This window comes from Haemophilus sp. CCUG 60358, assembly GCF_001679485.1.
Taxonomy (GTDB): domain Bacteria; phylum Pseudomonadota; class Gammaproteobacteria; order Enterobacterales; family Pasteurellaceae; genus Haemophilus_D.
Genome location: NZ_LZOZ01000015.1, coordinates 109,144 through 126,021 on the forward strand (window position 1 = coordinate 109,144; position 16,878 = coordinate 126,021).

Sequence of the window (16,878 nt, forward strand, 5' to 3'; positions counted from 1 at the left end):
TTTAAAATAAGTCCGAAACGGCTTTATTCTACCCACTTAATCCTATTTTTAAAAGCCTCTTGTCAAAAATTATTATGCAAACGTTTGCTTAGTGATAAAATAGCAAGACTTTTTGCATTGGGAGAGAAAAATGAATCGTGCACTAGCTATTGAATTTTCAAGAGTAACCGAAGCAGCTGCATTAGCGGCTTATACTTGGCTTGGACGTGGTAATAAAAATGCGGCAGATGAGGCGGCAGTCAAAGCCATGCGTTATATGCTGAATTTAATCCATATGGACGGTGAAATTGTAATTGGTGAAGGGGAAATTGATGAAGCCCCAATGCTTTATATTGGCGAAAAAGTCGGGTCAGGTAATGGTGAACTCGTTTCTATTGCGGTTGATCCGATTGATGGCACAAGAATGACCGCAATGGGCCAATCAAATGCTATTTCAGTATTGGCTGCTGGTGGTAAACGTACTTTTTTAAAAGCACCTGATATGTATATGGAAAAATTGGTCGTTGGTCCTGAAGTGAAAGGCATGATTGATTTAAGTTTACCGATTGAGCAAAATCTTCGCCGTGTAGCTTCTCGTTTAGGTAAATCCTTATCGGATTTAACGGTGATGGTACTCGCTAAACCACGTCATGATGAAGTGATTAAGCAAATGCATAATCTAGGTATTCGCGTGATGGCTATTCCAGATGGTGATGTTGCCGCTTCGGTTTTATGTTGTTTACCGGATGCTGAAGTGGATATGGTTTATGGCATTGGCGGTGCACCTGAAGGTGTGGCAGCTGCCGCTGCAATTCGTGCATTAGGTGGAGATATGCAAGCTCGCCTTATTCCACGTAATGAAGTGAAAGGCGATACAGAAGAAAACCGTAAAATTGCCGCTGAAGAAGTTCAACGTTGTGAAGCCTTAGGTGTGAAGGTCAATGAAATCTTAAAATTAGAAGATTTAGTACGTGATGATAATCTTGTTTTTGCTGCAACGGGAATTACGCACGGTGAATTACTCAAAGGAATTTCTCGTCGTGGAAACTTGGCAACGACAGAAACCTTATTAATTCGTGGTAAATCACGCACCATTCGTAAAATCCAATCCATTCATTATCTCGATAGAAAAGATTCTGAAATCTATGAGATTTTAAGAAATTAGTGAAAATAAAAGAGCGGTCATAAAAAACAATGAATTTTTTGACCGCTCTTTTTTATTTCTTACAGCATTTTCTTCAATTGATACAGATAAGCTAAGGCTTGTTTTGGACTTAATTCATCTGGATCAAGTTGCTCAATGGCTTCGCGTAAAGCATCAGGCTCCGCTTCAAAAGCCAATTCACCTTGATGTTGATTTAACGCTCTTAAATGTTGAATTTGTTGATCACCATTTTGTGCTGACAATTTTTCTAATTGATGTAATTTTTGCTTCGCCAGTTTAATGACAGATTGGGGCACACCTGCCAGCGCTGCAACAGCAAGACCATAGCTTTTACTTGCCGCACCGTCTTGAACAGCGTGCATAAAGGCGATGGTATTGTTATGTTCTAATGCATCTAAATGAATATTAGCAATACCTTCAATTTGTTCTGGCAGTGCGGTGAGTTCAAAATAATGGGTCGCAAATAATGTAAGTGAACGGGTTTTCTTCGCTAACCATTCGGCACAAGCCCAAGCTAAAGAAAGCCCATCATAAGTAGACGTACCTCGTCCAATTTCATCAATCAGAACCAAACTTTGTGAAGTGGCTTGATGAAGAATATTCGCCATTTCGGTCATTTCTACCATAAATGTAGAACGACCGGATGCCAAATCGTCAGAAGCACCAATTCGAGTAAAAATACGATCAATTTGCCCAATAACCGCACTATCAGCTGGCACAAAACTGCCTATATACGCCATTAACGTAATTAAAGCCGTTTGACGCATATAGGTACTTTTACCACCCATATTTGGGCCAGTAATAATCAGCAAATGACGTTGCTGATTGATATTCACAGGGTTAGCAATAAAGGGGTCTTTTAAGACTTGTTCCACTACAGGATGGCGACCATTTTCAATTTTTACGCCAATTTCATCACTAAATTGTGGTGCAACATAATTTAAGGTTTCTGCTCGTTCTGCGAGATTAACTAACACATCCAATTCAGATAATACCAAGCTCGCTAACTGCAATTTACCTAAATGTGGCAATAATAAATCAAACAATTCATCATAAAGTTGCTTTTCTAAAGCAAGCGCCGCTCCTTTTGATTTTAAAACCTTGTCTTCATATTCTTTTAATTCAGGAATAATATAGCGCTCGGCATTTTTTAATGTTTGACGGCGAACATAATGAATCGGTGCTTTATGAGCTTGCCCTTGGCTAATTTGAATGTAATAACCATGCACCGCATTAAAACCAATTTTTAAGGTATCAATACCTGTGCTTTCTCGTTCACGTTGTTCTAAATTTTCTAAATATTGCGTTGCGCCAGCGGAAAGGGTTCGCCATTCATCTAATTCTGCATTATAGCCTTCAGCAATAACGCCACCATCGCGAATTAATAACGGAGGAGTTTCAATAATTGCTTTTTGAAGTAGGTCGATTTGCGCGGAAAAATCATCAATTTGTGCGGAAAGTGCGGTCAAATTTGACGATATTTTTGTATGAATCAGCGATTTTATCGGTTCAATTTGTTCTAATGCAGTACGTAAACGCGTGAGATCTCGAGGACGAGCAGAACGCAATGCTACACGAGCAAGAATACGTTCCATATCCCCCACTTGTTGCAAATAAGGCTGCAATTCGTGATACAAATCTTGCTCAATAATTTCACCAATAGTTTTTTGGCGTTTTAATAGAATGTCTGTTTGACGGATAGGTTGATGAATCCAACGTTTTAACAAACGGCTACCCATTGGGGTAACACATTTATCTAATACCGAAGCAAGTGTATTTTCTGTGCCACCTGCAAGATTTTGAGTGAGTTCTAAATTTCGGCGTGTTGCTGCATCTAATTGAATATTATCGTTATTTTGAATAACACTAATGCTTTGAATGTGTGGCAGAGAAGCACGTTGAGTTTCTTTTGCATATTGCAATAAACAGCCTGCTGCTGCCAAGCCAAGAGGTGATTTTTCCACACCAAATGCACGTAAATCTTTCGTACCAAATTGACGATTAAGTTCTGAAATAGCCGTACTAAGTTCAAATTCCCAAATTGGGCGACGGCGTAGGCCTTTATAATGTTCGATAATGGCCATTTCGGCAAAATCTTCACAATAAAGTAATTCTACGGGATTAATACGTTGTAATTCGGCTTGCAAGGCTTCTTTTGAATGAGGTTCACAAAGTTGGAAACGTCCAGATGTCATGTCTAATGTGGCTAGACCAAATTTTTCTTTTTCCTGATAAACCGCCACAATTAAGTTATCTTGGCGTTCTGGTAAAAGCGCTTCATCACTTACTGTACCTGGCGTCATAATTCGTACAATTTTGCGTTCAACAGGCCCTTTTGATGTAGCGGGATCACCCACTTGCTCACAAATGGCTACAGGTTCACCTAATTGCACTAATTTTGCTAAATAACCTTCTACCGCATGATAAGGCACACCCGCCATGGGAATGGGATTACCTGCTGATTGCCCACGTTTCGTTAAAGAAATATCTAACAACGCTGCCGCTTTTTTTGCATCATCATAAAAAAGCTCATAAAAATCCCCCATTCGATAAAATAACAAAATATCAGGATTTTCTGCTTTTAACTTGAGATATTGCTGCATCATCGGCGTATGCTGCTCGAAATTATCTTGTAAATTCATGACGTTATCCAGTTTAAGTGTTTAACTTTTTGTCTAGCAAGTATAGGTTTTACGATAGAAGTAATGTGTTATTTTAAGCTGATTTTAATTTTCTACATCCACACTCAGTACTTCATCTTCTGTTTTTAATAGCGTATAGACATCTTTTAGCATTTCATTATCAATATTGTAGCATCGTACTTGCAAGCGAACCTCGCCACTCGCTTGGTCTTTTACCGAGATATTTTCAATGCGATAGTCATGTTTCAATAATAAATCTGTCACTTTACTGATGCCGTTCGCAGAACTTAGTTGAATAGCTAAGCGAGTACGTTTTTTATAGGTTTTACGACGAACATAACGTTGCACAATCGGGCTGATACGGATGGCGATTAAAATCATTAAAGTGGCAATAATCGCATCAAAAATAAAGCCTGCACCTGTTGCCACACCGATAGCTGCTGCTGCCCAAATAATGGCAGCTGTGGTTAAGCCTGAAATCGCATCATTTTTCTTGTGCAAAATAACCCCAGCACCTAAGAAACCGATGCCGCTGATTACTTGTGCGGCAAGCCGCATAGGGTCTGTTCGGATATTATCTGAAACTTGCGCATAATGTTCTGCAGCTTGAATGGATACAATCGTCAGTACACAAGTTGTCACCGCAATAATGGCGCAGGTTTTGACCCCAACCGGTTTGTGTTTAAGTTCACGTTCTAAGCCAATAATCCCGCCAAGTACAAGTGCGAGTAGCATTTTCCCTAGAATAAGTAAATAAGCCGTCTGTTCAAGAGCGGTCGAAAAAAGAGAAGAATTTTCCATGTTTATAATGAATATGAGTAAATAAGAAAACGGGCGTTATTCTACCTGAAAAAAGGACTTTAATGGGCAAATTTACAATCAATTTACCTTTAATTTATCGCCTTTCTGCTTGAAATTGAGTAAAATCTAAAGTCTTGAAAGATGATGATAGCTGAGAATAAATTTATGCAAAAATCAACGCCGAATATTGGCTTTGTAAGTTTAGGTTGTCCTAAAAATTTAGTGGATTCCGAACGTATTCTGACCGAATTACGTACTGACGGGTATAACATTGTGCCAAGTTATGAAAATGTGGACTTGGTTATTGTGAATACTTGCGGTTTTATTGATAGCGCCGTGCAGGAATCTCTAGAAGCTATTGGAGAGGCGTTGGAAGAAAATGGACGCGTGATTGTGACTGGCTGCTTGGGGGCGAAAGAAGATCAAATTCGCCAAGTTCACCCGAAAGTATTGGAAGTGAGCGGTCCGCATAGTTATGAAACAGTAATGGCACAAGTACATAAATACGTACCAAAACCAGAGCATAATCCTTACACCAGCCTTGTACCAAAACAAGGGGTGAAATTAACACCAAAACACTATGCTTATTTGAAAATCTCAGAAGGCTGTGATCATCGTTGTACATTCTGTATAATCCCTTCATTACGTGGGGATTTAGAAAGCCGTTCTATCACGCAAGTATTGGATGAAGCAAAACGTCTTGCTGATGCGGGAGTGAAAGAGTTATTGGTTGTTTCACAAGATACTTCTGCTTATGCGATGGATACACAACGCAAAGAAGGTGGCGTGAAAACCGCCTTTTGGAATGGTATGCCAATTAAGAATGACTTAATGACCTTGTGTAAACAACTTGGTAAATTAGGCATTTGGGTACGTTTACACTACGTTTATCCTTATCCTCACGTGGATGATTTAATTCCATTAATGGCGGAAGGTCTATTGTTGCCTTATTTGGATATTCCATTGCAACATGCGAGTCCAAAAATTTTAAAAGCGATGAAAAGACCAGGAAAAATTGACCGCACTTTAGAGCGTATCAAGCAATGGCGTGAGATTTGTCCGGATTTAACCTTGCGTTCAACTTTCATTGTAGGTTTCCCGGGTGAAACAGAAGAAGACTTCCAAATGTTATTGGATTTCTTAAAAGAAGCACAACTTGATCGCGTGGGCTGTTTCAAATTTAGCCTGGTAGAGGGAGCACCTGCAACTGAAATGGCCGACCAAGTGCCTGAAGATGTAAAAGAAGAACGTTTCCACCGCTTTATGCAGTTACAACAAGAAATTTCGGTTGAACGATTAAAACAAAAAATTGGCCAAACGCTTGATGTAATTGTGGATGAAATTGATGACGAAGGTATCATTGGCCGTACTAAAGCTGATGCGCCAGAAGTTGATGGCTTAGTTTATATTGAAAATCTAAGTGGTGCGCCTGTGAAAGTAGGCGAGTTTATTAAAGTAACCATTACCCATTCAGATGAATATGATCTGTGGGGAACCTGTTAATTATTCATTTTATTTATTTTTTATCAAAGGAATTTAGAAATGGCAGAAACACAAAAACAACCAAGTGTTATCCGTTTTGAACAAGAAGTAGCGGCAAAAAATTATGAAGCAGCTTGCGTGGAATTGCTCGATATTTTAAGCAAAATAGATAGTAATTTTGGCGGTGTAGAAGGTATTGAAATTGATTATCCTAATCAATTAAATGATGAATTAGTACAAGAGAAGATCAAGCATTTTTGTACCCGTGTAGCGGTAGCGATAAGTGAGTTATTTTCTGATCCTCAATTAGATATTTCTGAAGGTGGTGCACAACGTTTCTTAACCTTACAACGTTGGATTAACATGATTTTTGCATCATCGCCATTTGTAAATGCCGATCATGTATTGCAAACCTATAACCGTAATCCAGATAAGGCTAATTTATCCGATTTCCACTTGGATAATTCTAGATCATCATTAATTAAATTTTATATTTTGTATTTGCCAGAATCGAATATAAATATCAATCTCGATGCTTTATGGAATTTAGGCCCTGAATTATGTGCATCCCTTTGTTTTGCCTTGCAATCACCTCGTTTTATCGCGACAGATCAAGCTTTTTCTAAACGTAGTACCATTTTACAATGGTTCCCTGAAAAATTAGCAACGATTGAAAACTTAAATAATGTACCAAGTGCAATTTCACATGATGTGTATATGCATTGCAGCTACGATATTGCTGAAAATAAACACTGGGTGAAAAAAGCATTAAACCAAGTTATTCGTCGTCACCTATTACAAGGTGGGTGGACTGATCGCAATGTCACTAAATTAGGTGAACGTAATGGCAAACCTGTCATGGTTGTATTATTGGAGCATTTCCATTCATCTCATTCAATTTACCGTACGCATTCCACTTCAATGATTGCTGCGCGTGAGCATTTTCATTTAATTGGTGTAGGTAATGAAGCTGTAGACGAAGCGGGACAAGCGGTGTTTGATGAATTCCATTTATTAAAAGGTGATAATATTTTTGATAAATTGAATGGATTAAAAGATATTTGCGAAAAAAATGGTGCTGCGGTTCTTTATATGCCAAGTATTGGTATGGATTTAACCACCATTTTTGCAAGTAACACGCGTCTTGCACCAGTTCAAGTGATTGCTTTAGGCCATCCAGCTACAACCCATTCTGATTTTATTGAATATGTAATAGTGGAAGATGATTATGTTGGTTCTGAAAAATGTTTCAGTGAGCAATTATTGCGTTTACCAAAAGATGCTCTGCCTTATGTGCCTTCAGCGCTTGCGCCACAACACGTAGAATATCGTTTACGTGAAAATCCTGAAGTCGTGAATATTGGTATTGCTTCTACCACAATGAAGCTTAACCCCTATTTCTTAGCAGCATTAAAGGCTATTCGTGATCGTGCGAATGTTAAGGTTCATTTCCACTTTGCTTTAGGTCAATCCAGTGGTGTGACACATCCTTACGTTGAGCGTTTTATTAAATCTTATTTAGGCAATGATGTGACAGCTCATCCACATGCACCTTATGATCAATATCTTCGTATTTTGCATAACTGCGATATGATGGTGAATCCATTCCCATTCGGGAATACGAATGGCATTATTGATATGGTGACATTAGGTTTAGTGGGGGTATGTAAAACGGGTGCAGAAGTTCACGAACATATTGATGAAGGGTTATTTAAGCGTTTAGGTTTACCGGAATGGTTAATTGCAAATACGGTAGATGAATATGTTGAACGTGCTATTCGTTTAGCAGAAAACCATCAAGAACGTTTAGAACTTCGCCGTCATATCATTGAAAATAATGGTTTACAAACCTTATTTACAGGCGATCCAAGCCCAATGGGTAAAGTATTACTTGAAAAATTTGAGGAATGGAAAGCGGCAAATTTAGCTGAAAAGCCAAAGAAAAAAGCAACTAAATCCGCAACGACAAAAGAGAAGACAACAAAGTCTACCACAGCAAAGAAAAGTGCGGTCAAATCTGAAGGTGAATCTGAGCCGAAAAAAACGGTAAAGAAAACCACGAAAAAAGCAGATAAATAATCAATAAATCCCCGAAAGGGGATTTTTTATTGAGAAAAATTAAACAAAGTCTCATTTTTTTTAAAAAAACTTGATTTTGTAGCATAAAGCCTGTAATTAATAGACCCATTCAACACAACATAAAATAAGGAAAAACTCATGAAAAACGTCGGTTTTATCGGTTGGCGCGGAATGGTCGGTTCCGTATTAATGGATCGTATGGTGCAAGAGCAAGATTTTGCCAATATTAATCCAGTTTTCTTCACCACTTCTCAAGCAGGTCAAAAAGCCCCTGTATTTGCAGGAAAAGAGGCAGGTGAGCTTAAAAATGCATTCGACATTGAAGAACTTAAAAAATTAGACATTATCGTGACCTGCCAAGGTGGCGATTATACCAATGAAGTCTATCCAAAATTAAAAGCAACAGGTTGGGACGGTTATTGGGTTGATGCTGCTTCTGCACTACGTATGAAAGATGATGCGATTATCGTGCTTGATCCGGTAAACCAACACGTGATTTCTGAAGGCTTGAAAAAAAGTATTAAAACTTTCGTAGGTGGTAACTGTACCGTGAGCTTAATGTTGATGGCTATCGGTGGTTTATTTGAAAAAGATTTAGTGGAATGGGTATCTGTCGCAACTTATCAAGCGGCTTCAGGTGCAGGCGCAAAAAATATGCGTGAATTGCTTTCACAAATGGGTTTATTAGAACAAGCGGTTTCAAGTGAATTAAAAGACCCTGCTTCGTCAATTTTAGATATTGAACGTAAAGTGACAGCAGAAATGCGTTCTGATAGCTTCCCAACGGATAACTTTGGTGCGGCATTAGGTGGTAGCTTAATCCCTTGGATTGACAAACTTCTCCCAGAAACAGGACAAACTAAAGAAGAATGGAAAGGCTATGCAGAAACCAACAAAATCTTAGGTTTAAGCGACAATCCAATTCCTGTTGATGGTTTATGCGTACGTATCGGTGCATTACGTTGCCACAGCCAAGCATTCACTATCAAATTGAAAAAAGACTTACCATTAGAAGAAATTGAACAAATTTTAGCATCTCACAATGAATGGGTGAAAGTGATTCCAAATGACAAAGAAACCACATTACGTGAATTAACCCCAGCTAAAGTAACAGGTACATTAAGCGTACCAGTTGGTCGTTTACGTAAATTGGCAATGGGTCCGGAATACTTAGCGGCATTCACTGTAGGTGACCAATTATTATGGGGGGCTGCAGAGCCAGTTCGCCGTATCTTAAAACAATTGGTGGCATAAGTTTTACTTTCACTACAAAGGGCGTATTTACTACGCCCTTTTCATTAGAAAATTATGATCAGAGAACCTCATTTTCATCAATTTGCTCTTGCAGAGTTATTGCCTTTTTTTGAGCAATTTCCGACGCAATATCTTTCTGGTGAACGAAATATCAAATTAGCTTATCGTCATTTTGTTCAGCCTGAAAGCGAGGTCAGAAAATTGATGATTTTGGTGAATGGTCGAGCAGAAAATATGCTGAAATGGACTGAATTGGCTTATGATTTTTACCAACAAGGTTATGATGTTTTGCTTTTTGATCATCGAGGACAAGGCTATTCACAGCGTATTATTCCTCAAAAAGGGCATTTAGATGAGTTTCGTTTTTATACCGATGATATGGCAAAAATCATTGAAAAAGCGACCGCACTTTATGCTTATCAAGCGCAATATATTCTCGCACATTCTCTCGGCGCTTTGATTTCCACCTATTATCTGGCCAATTATGATCATCATATTAAAAAGGCTGTGCTTTCTTCGCCTTTCTTTGGCGTTCCCATGAAACATCCGTTACGAGATGAAGTCATCATTGCAACGATGATGGCATTTGGTCAAGGTCATCGTTATGTTTTTGGCAAAGGACATTACAAACCGGCAGATTTAAACCTTAATGAACTTAGCCATTCTAAAACGCGAATGAAATGGATGAACCGAGTTAATCGAAAACGCGCTGATATTCACTTAGGCGGCCCGACTTTCCGTTGGGTACATTTGTGTTTAAATGCAATCAAAGCGCTTCCTAAAATCATCCCAAGAATAGAAACACCTGTGCTTATCTTACAAGCGGAAAAGGAAAAGATTGTAGATAACAAAAATCTTGAAAAATTGACCGCACTTTTTCCGCATGCAGAATCCATGCTTGTACCTCAAGCAAAACATGAAATTCTTTTTGAAAAGGATAACGTGAGAAAAGCCGTGCTTAAGCGTGTGAATCAATTTCTTCATTCTTAAAGTTGTTTTTTAATCTGCATCAAGTTTTCATCAAATTTTATTAAAAACATCGCTTAAATCTTTACTCGTACTAAATAAGTGGTATCTTTATAACCGCTTATTTAATCGATTGCGTCACGGTCGTTATCCGTGATGAATTATTTTTTGTTCATTTATCTAGGAGTTATCCTATGGAAAGTAAAATTCCAGCAGTAGAAGTCAAACTTGGCTTTAAATGGCAGGGGCTGCTGATAGCCGTCATCATTGGTTTAGGGATTTGGTTAATCCCGACACCAGAAGGTTTATCCGCTAAAGCCTGGGGAATGCTAGCACTGTTTGTGGCAACCATTGTAGCTATTATCGCGAAAGCCATGCCTATGGGTGCTGCAACCTTGGTGGCATTGGTGATCAGTGGATTAACTGGACTTACACCAATTTCGCCAAAACAAGGTGATGTTGGTATGTTATCCGGATTTGCTAATGGCACAATTTGGTTGATTGCTATTGCCATGTTTTTATCTCGCGCGGTGATTAAAACCGGTTTAGGTAAACGTATCGCGCTGTACTTCGTTGGTCGTTTTGGTAAAAAAATGATGGGCGTGGCTTATGGTATGGCGTTAGCTGATGTTGTTATCGGTCCGGGGATTCCTTCGGCTTCTGCGCGTGGGGGCGGTATTATGTACCCAATTATGCAATCTATTGCTGATGCGTATGAGTCTAAACCTGGTCCAACCGCTCGTCGTGCTGGTGCATTCTTAGCGATTGTTGTCTCTCAAATCGATACCATTATTTGTACTATGTTCTTAACTGCGATGGCGGGTAACCCGTTAATTGCAGAACTTGCGAAAAGCCAAGGTGTAGAAATCACTTGGATGACATGGTTCTTAGGGGCGATCGTACCAGGTATTGTGAGCTTAATCGTCTTGCCTTATTTCGTGTATTTAATTTATCCGCCAGAATTAAAAGATACGCCTAAAATGGCAGAAATGGCACGTGAAGAATTAAAAAGCATGGGCCCAATGAGCAAAGCGGAATGGATTCTTGCCCTAGACTTTATCCTTCTTTTATTCCTCTGGACGGTGGGTGATTTAGTCTTCCATATTCCTGCAACAATTTCAGCGTTTATCGGTTTAGTTATTTTATTATTAACCAATATTATGAGCTGGAAAAATATCGTGGCAGAAACCACTGCATGGGATACGATGTTCTGGTTTGCGGTATTGGTGATGATGGCAAATGCACTTAACAAATACGGTGCAATCACTTGGATTTCCACCCACATTTCCTCATCTGTAGGCGGTTTCAGCTGGCCAGTTGCCTTTACTATTTTAGTGTTGGTGTATTTCTATACCCGCTATTTCTTTGCTTCAGCCATGGCGCATATTTCCGCAATGTATCTCGCTTTCGTGGCAGCGGCTATCGCAGTGGGTACACCACCAATCATTGCTGCAATTGGTTTAGGTTACACTTCAACATTATCCATGAGCTTAACGCAATATGCAGGTGGTCCTGGTCCAGCACTATACGGTTCAGGTTATAACTCAACCGGTCAATGGTGGGGCGTGAGCTTTATTGTTTCCATCCTCTCATTAGTGATTTGGTTTGGTGTGGGTGGATTATGGATGAAACTCCTTGGCTGGTGGTAATCCTTATTAATTCATAAATAATCCCTAAAAAACGACCGCACTTTGATTTGTATCTCAAAAGTGCGGTCATTTTTATCTGTATTTTAAATTAATCATCCCAGTCGTCATCCCAATCACGGTGTTTTCTGTGGTGGTGATGTCTTTTATGTTTTTTATGATGGCGATATTCTCTGTCATCGTAGTCTCCGCCTTTATTCACTTGGCTACCGATTACACCACCTAATGCTGCGCCGCCGAGTGTTGTGGCAATATCACCACCCAATAAACCACCGGCTACACCACCGATTGCTGCACCTGTTGCAGTATGACGTTGTTGTCTGTCCATTTCACAAGCGGTTAAGCTTCCTGCTAATGCAACAATCACTAACCCTTTCATTAATTTAGATTTCATAAATCTACTCCTCTATTTTTGTCGGGATTGCTTGCCTCAGCACTTATGCAATCCGGCGTGTAAAAGTATTCCTTTTACGATTGCTTTGACTGTTTGGAAAATTAGTTAGTTCAAATGGCTTGTTCAATTGGTTTAAGAATGAACAATTTTTGGTATGATTGTGAAGAGGTTCTATTGGTGATTAAATAGGATGTTGTAAAATCTATTTTCACTAATTGAAGTTAAATTTTAATGAATGAAATGAGCACTAAAATGAAAAAAGCCATATTAATCATTATAAATATTCTTACTTTATCTAGTTGTAGTATAGATCAAGATGATTATCTTGTCAGATGGTGGAATGGTAACATTCCAACGAAATTATCTGATAAAGAAAAAAACATACAGGATATTTGTTGTGAAGAAACAAAATATTTACCGGAAAATACTGAAGAGGAAAGGGAAAAATCGAACCTGTAATTAATCAAATGCTTAAGAAAAAAGGAATTTGGGATTAGATAGCAAGGTCGAGTGTACCTGTTTTTTATATTTATTCTTGAATTTTTTATTTACACAGCTTAAAACAATAATTTGAATTTCTCGAGGAAAACATGCTTAATAAGATTAGAAAAAACTCATGGTTTAGCAACTTAGTGTTGTTTTCTCTTTTATATTTATTGTTTATCTCTAGAGATATAATTTTCTCTCTATTTATATATTTTAAGTTTAATGAAGTGTATTGGAATTCAGATGCATTTAAAGATGCATTGACCCCAACATTAGTTATGTATTTACCTCTTAGTTTTCTTGATTTTTCAATAAAATATTATAAAAGAAAAAAATAAAAAGTATTATAAATGTACTAAGTTTTTTGTTTTAATGGAGTTGATTTTATTAATTTTACCTATGAAAGATAATGAATTAGATATTACAAGTCATATTTTTCTCTATAACGAGTTTGTCCATAAAATGGAGAAAGATTATGGTCATTTAGATAGTTGGCTTAATATGGAAATATTAAATGCCTTAGCTCTTGATGAGTGGGAGATGGTAGGAAGACCTGAAGAATGGGATGATTGGAGGGATTTCTATCAGGAAAAAGCATTAAATTTAGTAAAACTATTTTTTAGTGATAGGCTTAGAAAATGATAAAGAAGAAAAATAAATGTTTTAAAAGGTTAATTAGAAACCTTTTTATTATTTTAATTATCAGTGAGATTGGTATTATTTATAGTGTTTTAAAACACGATAGCTTTTCTTATCTTATAGATAATTTTATAAAAATTAATCTTAACTTTTTAGAATATATGATTTCAGGTTTTTTAATTTTAAGTTTGTATGATATATTTAATATATAAAAGGAATATTCTTTAGAGGAAAGGAGAAAGGTGGAATCTATACTTACCATCTAAATAAATAATGATTTTAAAAATATTAAAATTTTTTATAGCTGTTACATTCATTTTTTTCTTGTTTATGGTGATAGTTCAGTTAGATATGGGAAGGAATAATTTGCAATATGCAGTTCTTATGAAAGAAGCTTTACTTATGTCTCTAAAATTTCAGGTGGTTGCTTTGCCGATATATCTTCTCTTTTTTAAGCGAGATTAGAGTAGTTGAAATGAAAAAATATTTTGGAGATAAAAATGAACAAGATCAATCTCAGTCTCTTTTTACTTTGTAGTATTTTGACTGCATGTGTTTCTTCTAATAGTTATTTTGTTCGGTTCTGGAATGGGGATGTGATACCTGAAAGGCCATATGAGGAACAAAAAATTTTTGAATAATGTTATGAGAAATATAAAAATCTTCCTGATAAGACAAATGAGGAACGAGAGGTCATAAGTTTGAAAGTTATGGACTGTATTTAACATGATAAATTAAAAGAAAAAGAGAAGTAGGTATGAGATATTTATTACTTATTTTAAAAAGATCTTTTTTGATGACTATCATTCTGCAACTTATTTTTTATATAAATGCATGGTTTATTACAGGTAATGTTGATCAGATTGATTTTTTTGTAAGTAAAGAGCATTTATTCTTTAGTTTAAAGATATGGCTTTCTCTATTTGTTTTATTTTTATTAATATATTCTTTAGGTAATAATAAATATTAATGACTTACTGATGATGCAAGAATGAGATAATTAAGGTGTGACAATGTTTTATTTATTAGAAGAATATGAAGATGAATTGTTATGGTCTGGGGATATATTTAGAGTTTTTATCCAGAATAAGGGTGAGAATTATTACACAGATCGAGTCGTGGACTTTATTATCTTTGAAACAGAGGATGTTGACAGACCGCTTGGATTGTTATCTATATCTGGTTATAAGGCTGGAAAAATAGCGCTTATCTTTCCTAAAGAGGCTTTTAAAAAAGACGCAATTTATTCTTTAGATAAGAATTGGATAGAAAAAAACATATATGATTATTTATATCTAAACAAAGAGTGTGACAAAGTTTTTATATCAAAAAATGATTCAATACTTCCATTCTAATAGCTCTTATACAAAAGAAATTGTTGGATTAAAGTGCGGTCAATTTTAAAAGAGTTTTAAAACCACTCAAAGCTGACTTCGCTTTTTTTATTAAAAATATAAGCTTATAGAATTTTAGAGCGGTTTTTGATATCATATTGGAAATTTATCAACAACTTAATCTCTGCAGTATAATGAAGAACTTATCACGCGCTTTTCTTTCTAGTTTATTATTTATTTCCTCTTTCGCTTTGGCAGCACCTAGCTCACCAAATACAAATGTAGAAAAACAAATCGATGCCCAGCAACAAAAACAACAAGCGGAACAAGATGCCGCTATTTTAGCGCAGCAAACGCAATCCGCGAATGTACGCTTGGAGGGTGAAAAAGAAGCCTCACTTGGCTTTCCACAAAATGAAGCACAATGTTTTCCTATCAATCAACTGGTGCTGACCGATTATCAAGCTGAAGAAGAAAATTCATCAGCCTCTTCCCTTAAATTAATCCAACCAAGCCAATTCTCTTGGGCATTAAAGTCAGTTTATGCTGAGCGTGATTTTGCGCTGCCTGCTTGTATTGGCTCAGAGGGGATTAACGTATTACTTCGCCGTATTCAAAATCGTTTAATTGATTTTGGTTATGTCACTACACGTGTGGTAGTGGAGCCACAGGATTTACGTTCAGGTATGCTCGTACTTACCGTGATTCCGGGTAAAGTAGGTCGTATTCAATTACAAGACCAAAGTGCGATTCCGTTTGCCACCCGTGGTACCTTATGGTTTGCCATGCCGATGGCAGAAGGGGATATACTAAATATTCGTAATATTGAACAGGGTTTAGAAAACTTAAAACGTGTACCGAGTGCTGATGCGAATATGGAGCTTGTGCCAACAGATGCGGTAGGTGAAACAGACGTGGTGATTGCTTATAAGCAAAGCTTACCTTTCCATTTAACCTTGGGACTAGATGACTCAGGCAGTAAAGCTACGGGTCGTTTACAAGGTTCAGCTACGTTTTCTTGGGATAACGTGCTAACACTTAATGATATGTTCTATATCAGTGGTACACGTAGCTTTAAACGTGATAGCGATGATGCGGAAGGCGATTATGGCAGTAAAAATGTCAGTCTCTATTATTCTATTCCCTGGAAGAACTATCTCTTGACCCTTTCCGGTTCAAAATATTCTTATCATCAAACAGTGGCGGGTGCGTTTGAGTCTTACACCTATTCAGGTGAAAGCCAACAAATGAAAGCTAATTTAAGTCGCTTATTATCTCGTGGAAGTCTTCATAAAACCTATGTGAATGCCGCGTTATGGACGAAAAAATCACATAACTACATCAATGACACTGAAATTGAAGTGCAACGTCGTCGAACCGCTGGTTGGGAAGTGGGACTTAATCACACCCAATACATTGGTGAAACAGTGTTACAACTGTTTGCGAACTATAAACGTGGTACAGGTGGTAATAAATCTTTGCCTGCTCCGGAAGAAGAGTTTGGTGAAGGGACTTCCCGTATGCAGATTTTTACTGCAGGCATTGATTTTACCTATCCTTTCACTATCGGCAACCAGCCTTTCCGCTTTAACACCAGTTGGAATGGACAATGGAACGGTACACCTTTAACACAACAAGATAAATTTAGTATTGGTGGTCGTTATACCGTGCGAGGATTTGATGGCGAGCTATCACTTTCCGGTGAAAAAGGTTGGTTATGGCGAAATGAGTTGGGTTGGGATATTGCCAATAAAGGACATGAGCTTTATTTAGGGATTGACCGAGGTAAAGTGCACTCTAGCCAAGAAGAGCTTCAAATTGGTGATAGCTTAATGGGTGGCGCAATTGGGCTTCGCGGCAAACTATGGGGCATTAACTATGATTATTTCGTGGGTGTTCCAATTAAAAAACCGGAAGGATTTAGAACCAGTCATGTGACAACCGGATTTAATGTGAGCTACCGTTTTTAATGCTCACGCTTTTAGATGAATAAATTGATTAAAACCAAACA

Annotated in this window: 13 protein-coding genes; 10 read left to right on the plus strand and 3 right to left on the minus strand. The window is 37.5% G+C overall.

Features of this window, described 5'->3' with window-relative positions:
- The first annotated feature begins 130 nt into the window (after positions 1-130).
- Positions 131-1,144, plus strand: coding sequence for a class II fructose-bisphosphatase (gene glpX / locus A9500_RS07650; RefSeq protein ID WP_014064477.1), 1,014 nt, complete (start codon positions 131-133; stop codon positions 1,142-1,144).
- Between the two features lie 59 nt (positions 1,145-1,203).
- On the opposite strand, the gene mutS is transcribed toward glpX, so the two are convergent.
- Both mutS and A9500_RS07660 read right to left on the minus strand, forming a co-directional pair.
- Entirely contained in the window at positions 1,204-3,786 is a 2,583-nt protein-coding gene (gene mutS / locus A9500_RS07655; RefSeq protein WP_065244481.1) for a DNA mismatch repair protein MutS, read from the minus strand.
- Between the two features lie 84 nt (positions 3,787-3,870).
- A complete protein-coding gene (locus tag A9500_RS07660) occupies positions 3,871-4,587 on the minus strand; it encodes an MgtC/SapB family protein (protein ID WP_049364256.1) in 717 nt (238 codons plus the stop codon).
- Between the two features lie 165 nt (positions 4,588-4,752).
- Between A9500_RS07660 and rimO the strand changes: the two genes are divergently transcribed.
- The 5 genes from rimO to A9500_RS07685 all read left to right on the plus strand — a co-directional run bounded on the left by rimO (position 4,753) and on the right by A9500_RS07685 (position 12,017).
- Positions 4,753-6,090, plus strand: a complete 1,338-nt coding sequence (rimO, locus tag A9500_RS07665; RefSeq protein WP_065244482.1) for a 30S ribosomal protein S12 methylthiotransferase RimO — start codon at positions 4,753-4,755, stop codon at positions 6,088-6,090.
- A 39-nt stretch (positions 6,091-6,129) separates the two neighbouring features.
- Positions 6,130-8,148: an adhesin gene (locus A9500_RS07670; protein WP_065244483.1), complete on the plus strand. Its 2,019-nt coding sequence runs from the start codon at positions 6,130-6,132 to the stop codon at positions 8,146-8,148.
- Positions 8,149-8,286: 138 nt separating this feature from the next.
- Positions 8,287-9,402 (plus strand): aspartate-semialdehyde dehydrogenase, encoded by a 1,116-nt coding sequence (asd, locus tag A9500_RS07675; protein ID WP_065244484.1) that lies wholly within the window; start codon positions 8,287-8,289, stop codon positions 9,400-9,402.
- A 54-nt stretch (positions 9,403-9,456) separates the two neighbouring features.
- Positions 9,457-10,392: an alpha/beta fold hydrolase gene (locus A9500_RS07680; RefSeq protein WP_065244485.1), complete on the plus strand. Its 936-nt coding sequence runs from the start codon at positions 9,457-9,459 to the stop codon at positions 10,390-10,392.
- 170 nt (positions 10,393-10,562) lie between these two features.
- Complete coding sequence (locus A9500_RS07685; protein ID WP_065244486.1) at positions 10,563-12,017, plus strand: DASS family sodium-coupled anion symporter; 1,455 nt, start codon at positions 10,563-10,565, stop codon at positions 12,015-12,017.
- 88 nt (positions 12,018-12,105) lie between these two features.
- Here the strand turns inward: A9500_RS07685 and A9500_RS07690 are convergent, their stop codons facing one another.
- A complete protein-coding gene (locus A9500_RS07690) occupies positions 12,106-12,408 on the minus strand; it encodes a hypothetical protein (protein ID WP_014064485.1) in 303 nt (100 codons plus the stop codon).
- A 252-nt stretch (positions 12,409-12,660) separates the two neighbouring features.
- Between A9500_RS07690 and A9500_RS07695 the strand changes: the two genes are divergently transcribed.
- The 4 genes from A9500_RS07695 to A9500_RS07730 all read left to right on the plus strand — a co-directional run bounded on the left by A9500_RS07695 (position 12,661) and on the right by A9500_RS07730 (position 16,837).
- Positions 12,661-12,867 carry a hypothetical protein gene (locus tag A9500_RS07695; protein ID WP_065244487.1) on the plus strand — a complete coding sequence of 69 codons (207 nt, stop codon included), beginning with the start codon at positions 12,661-12,663 and terminating at the stop codon, positions 12,865-12,867.
- A 426-nt stretch (positions 12,868-13,293) separates the two neighbouring features.
- Positions 13,294-13,536, plus strand: coding sequence for a hypothetical protein (locus A9500_RS07705; RefSeq protein ID WP_065244489.1), 243 nt, complete (start codon positions 13,294-13,296; stop codon positions 13,534-13,536).
- 1,010 nt (positions 13,537-14,546) lie between these two features.
- A complete protein-coding gene (gene imm45 / locus A9500_RS07725) occupies positions 14,547-14,888 on the plus strand; it encodes an Imm45 family immunity protein (protein WP_065244493.1) in 342 nt (113 codons plus the stop codon).
- A 173-nt stretch (positions 14,889-15,061) separates the two neighbouring features.
- A complete protein-coding gene (locus A9500_RS07730; RefSeq protein ID WP_065244494.1) occupies positions 15,062-16,837 on the plus strand; it encodes a ShlB/FhaC/HecB family hemolysin secretion/activation protein in 1,776 nt (591 codons plus the stop codon).
- The last annotated feature ends 41 nt before the right edge of the window (positions 16,838-16,878 follow it).